Here is a 3,875-nt window from a genome sequence, read left to right as displayed (position 1 = left end):
GCCTTTTCAGGCTGCTCGCCGATTTCCTTGAGGATGCCGAGCATTTCGCCGAGCACGCTGTCGACCGGACCTACGATTGGCACGTCGGCCTTGATCATCTTGGAGATCGACGCCGGGTCGATGTCGATGTGGATGATTTTGGCGTTCGGGCAGAACTTGGCCGGGCCATTGACTACGCGGTCGTCGAAACGCGCACCGACGGCGAGGATCACGTCGGCATTGTGCATGGCCATGTTGGCGGTGAAGCTGCCGTGCATGCCGAGCATGCCCAGGAACTGGCGATCGGTACCCGGGAAGCCACCCAGCCCCATCAGGGTGTTGGTGACTGGCAGGTTGAGCGACTTGGCGATTTCGGTGAGGGACTCGGAGCCACCGCCCAGGATCACACCACCACCGGAATATACGATCGGGCGCTTGGCAGCCAGCAGCATCTCGGCGGCCTTGCGGATCTGGCCGGAGTGGCCGCGGACCGCAGGGCTGTAGGAGCGCAGCTTGACCTTTTTCGGGTAGACGTATTCGAACTTCTCGGCCGGGTTGGTCATATCTTTTGGAATGTCGACCACGACCGGACCTGGGCGACCGGATTGCGCCAGGTAGAAAGCTTTTTTCAGAACTTCAGGGATCTCGGTCGGGTTCTTGATCATGAAGCTGTGCTTCACGATCGGCCGCGAGATACCGATCATGTCGGTTTCCTGGAAGGCATCGGTACCCACCATGGTGCTAGGCACCTGGCCGGACAGAATGACCATCGGAATCGAGTCCATATAGGCAGTGGCAATGCCGGTAATGGCATTGGTCGCACCCGGGCCGGAGGTTACCAGCACCACACCGGCCTTGCCGGTGGCGCGGGCGTAGCCGTCCGCCATATGGGTTGCCGCCTGCTCGTGACGAACCAGGATGTGTTCCACTTCCGGTTCTTTGAACAGTGCGTCGTAAACATGCAGGAGAGCACCACCAGGGTACCCATAGATATGCTTGACGCCTTCGTCACGCAAGAAGCGGACGATCATCTCACCGCCGGATAAAAGCTCCACGTTGTTCACCTCTAAAACGCCAGAATACCGTCCCTAGTGGACGGGTCTTAATAGGTTTACTGCCAAGCAGAGCACGAGCGAACGTCAGCACTGACTGAGCAAGTATTGGGAGCGCCCCAGAGTGTTGCGGGGTTTTCCCACCCAGCGCGAGGTAACGCGTTGCGGGGTGTTACAGGTCGGCGCGGGTGTGCGCCTCATGATCTGCTTAGCGGGTCTGCTTCTGGCAGTCCCTCTACAGCGGAAGTTGGATTCTTGTGATTTGCGGCGTACAAGTCAAGAAAAATTATTGCCAATTTTTCCTCAAGATGAACCACTGCCACCACTAAAAATCGCTTCAGCAGCAGAATAAATAAGATTTCCACAAAAAAGGGCCACAATCTGCGGCCCTTGAACGAAAAACGGAAGAAATCAGGCGGAAGCAGCTATCAATTGATCAAAAGCTGCCAACAGGCGGCGCAGCTCGCGACTTTGTTCTGGTCGGTCGGTAAACACGGTTTCTGCCATGACCAGAATGCCGGAGGCGTTGGGTAGCTGCTGGCCCAGCTCAATGATGATCTTCATGCGCGGCAGGAAGATCCATTGCAGCCACTGTTCGAAGCTCAGCGTATCAACGGCAAACGGCACCGTGCTGTCCAGCGCCTCGTCGCTTGGTGGTTCGTCATCCCACCAGCCCTGCACCTGAAGCTCACGCTCGATCAGCAGCAGGTTGTCGGCAATATCCAGAATGCGTTGCTCGATCATCACGAATTGACCTGGGCTTTTTGACGGGCCAATGCCGCACCTGCGCTGTCACCCTGCTTTTCACGGGCCTGGGCAATGGTGTTCCACAGCGCAGCCTGCAGGCTTGGGCGACCGTTGGCATACGTGAGGGCCCGACGCGCCAGCTGCTCGGCTTGCGCTGCATCACCCTGCGACAGCCGCACCTGGGCCAGGCGATACAGCACCTGCGGCTCGCGCGGGGCAATGCGCTGGGCGCGCTCGAGGCTCGACGCGGCACCGTTGAAATCACCGCTGCCCTGCTGGGTTTTCGCGGTGGTCAGCAGCGCCAGCACCGGGCCGTCCAGCTGTTCATCGGCCGACAGGCCACCGGCAGCGGTGTTGCTGCGCGGAATGCCGGTTGGCGCGCTGGTGCTCGCCGGAGCGCTATTCATCGAGGCGATATCGAACGGTTCATCGGCGATCGGGTTGGGGTTGGTGGTCATCGGCGCCGAACTGACCGGGCCTGGGGTAATTGGCCCCGGGGTGATCGGCGAGGTGCTGATGGGCGCCGCGCCATTGGCCGCCGGGAACGTCTGGATGCCTGAAGCGCCAGCACCCTGCGGGATCATCACGGTGACGCCAGAGTCTTCTGGCAGCGTCTGCGCTTGCGCAGTGCCCGCATTGTAGCCACCCGCCGAGCGGTTGGCCGTTACACGTTCGCTGTTGGACACGCGGGTGCTCGAGTCGACCACCGGAATATTGCCGCGCTGGACACTGGAGCAGCCCTGGAGCACAACCAGCGCCGTCACGGCAGGAAACAGCCACTTGTTCACGTAACACCTCATCAATGCAGCCTGCGCTTAATTCATCCAGCCTTTGACCCAGTCCATGACTGATTCTGCCGGATTCTGTTCGCCGCCACAGGTCGCGCCGGCGGGCGGTTCACTCCCGCGAATATACGGCATCTGCACGGCTCCCGGACAGCTGCCATCAGACCCATGGCCACTGTAGGGGTCGATCCAGGCCTGCACCACGTTGTCCGGCTGCGGCATGTCCAGCGGCAGGGGGTCGGCTTTCTTCATGAAGCTGGTCCACACCTGCAGGGCACCGGTGGCGCCGGTAAACGGTGTTTTACCGTTATCGTCACGGCCCATCCAGACCACCGCCAAAAGGTCCTGGCTGAAGCCGGAGAACCAGCTGTCGCGCGAATCGTTACTGGTACCGGTCTTGCCAGCCAGGGTCAGCGAACGCGGCAAGGTGTTGTACACCGAGCGCCCGGTGCCTTCGCGCATGACCCGCTGCATGGCGTTCTGCACCAGGTAGATGGCCCCCGGATCGAAGGTTTGCTGGATCTGGAACGGATAGCGCTTGAGCGGCTCGCCCTCGGCGGTAAGCACGCTGCGGATACCGCGCATCGGCGTATTGAAGCCGCCGTTGGCGATGGTCTGGTACATGGTCGCGACCTGCATCGGCGACATGCCACCGGCGCCCAGCAGCATTGCCGGGAACGCCGGCCAGTCGACATTCACGCCCAGCCGGCCAATGGTCTTGATCACGTTGGGCACGCCGACTTCCAGGCCAAGCTTGGCAGTCGACAGGTTGTAGGAGTTGGCCAGCCCCTGATACAGGTAGATGGTGCCATGTGGGCGACGATCATAGTTTTGCGGGCGCCAGACCTGGCCGTCGGCACCTTTGACCGAGAACGGTTCATCCTGTACCCAACTGGTCAGGGTGTACTTGCTCGGCTGTTCCAGCGCGGTCAGGTACACCGACGGCTTGACCAGCGAGCCGATAGGCCGGACGGCGTCGATGGCGCGGTTGAAACCAGCGTAGCCTGCCTGGCGGCTACCGATCAGCGCCTGCACTTCACCGGTTTCCGGATTGGTCACGACCATCGCCGACTCCACCTCGTCAGCGCCCTTGCGCCCCGCCAGGCGTTTGAAGGTCTCGCTCATCGAGGTTTCGGCCTTCATCTGCAAAATCGGGTCGAAGCTGGTGAAGATGCGCAGGCCTTCTTCGGTCAAGTCTTCGTCACGGTAGTCCTGGCGCAGCTGGCGCTTGACCAGGTCGAGGAAGGCCGGGAACGAGCTGTCGGCCAGGCTGCCTCGCTTGGTCACGCCCAACGGCATCTTCTTCGCCGCA

Annotated in this window: 4 protein-coding genes; all 4 read right to left on the bottom strand. The window is 61.2% G+C overall.

Annotated elements, in window-relative coordinates:
- Positions 1-1,034, bottom strand: a 1,034-nt coding sequence (locus HP546_RS27315) for a thiamine pyrophosphate-binding protein (protein ID WP_372242468.1), incomplete at its 3' end; no start/stop codon positions are given.
- A 408-nt stretch (positions 1,035-1,442) separates the two neighbouring features.
- The gene (locus tag HP546_RS27310; protein ID WP_172232067.1) at positions 1,443-1,775 is read right to left on the bottom strand and encodes a YqcC family protein; all 333 of its coding nucleotides are present in this window, start codon (positions 1,773-1,775) and stop codon (positions 1,443-1,445) included.
- Positions 1,775-2,578 (bottom strand): tetratricopeptide repeat protein, encoded by an 804-nt coding sequence (locus tag HP546_RS27305; RefSeq protein WP_172232065.1) that lies wholly within the window; start codon positions 2,576-2,578, stop codon positions 1,775-1,777. Before HP546_RS27305 ends, HP546_RS27310 begins: the two co-directional genes overlap by 1 nt.
- Positions 2,579-2,593: 15 nt before the next feature.
- The coding region (locus HP546_RS27300) for a penicillin-binding transpeptidase domain-containing protein (RefSeq protein WP_256678551.1) at positions 2,594-3,875 on the bottom strand (1,282 nt) is incomplete at its 5' end.

This window comes from Pseudomonas sp. CM25 (assembly GCF_013179705.1).
In the GTDB taxonomy this organism is placed as follows: Bacteria; Pseudomonadota; Gammaproteobacteria; order Pseudomonadales; family Pseudomonadaceae; genus Aquipseudomonas.
The sequence above is the reverse complement of the archived record's forward strand: the minus strand, read 5'-3'. Positions and strand labels throughout refer to the sequence as shown.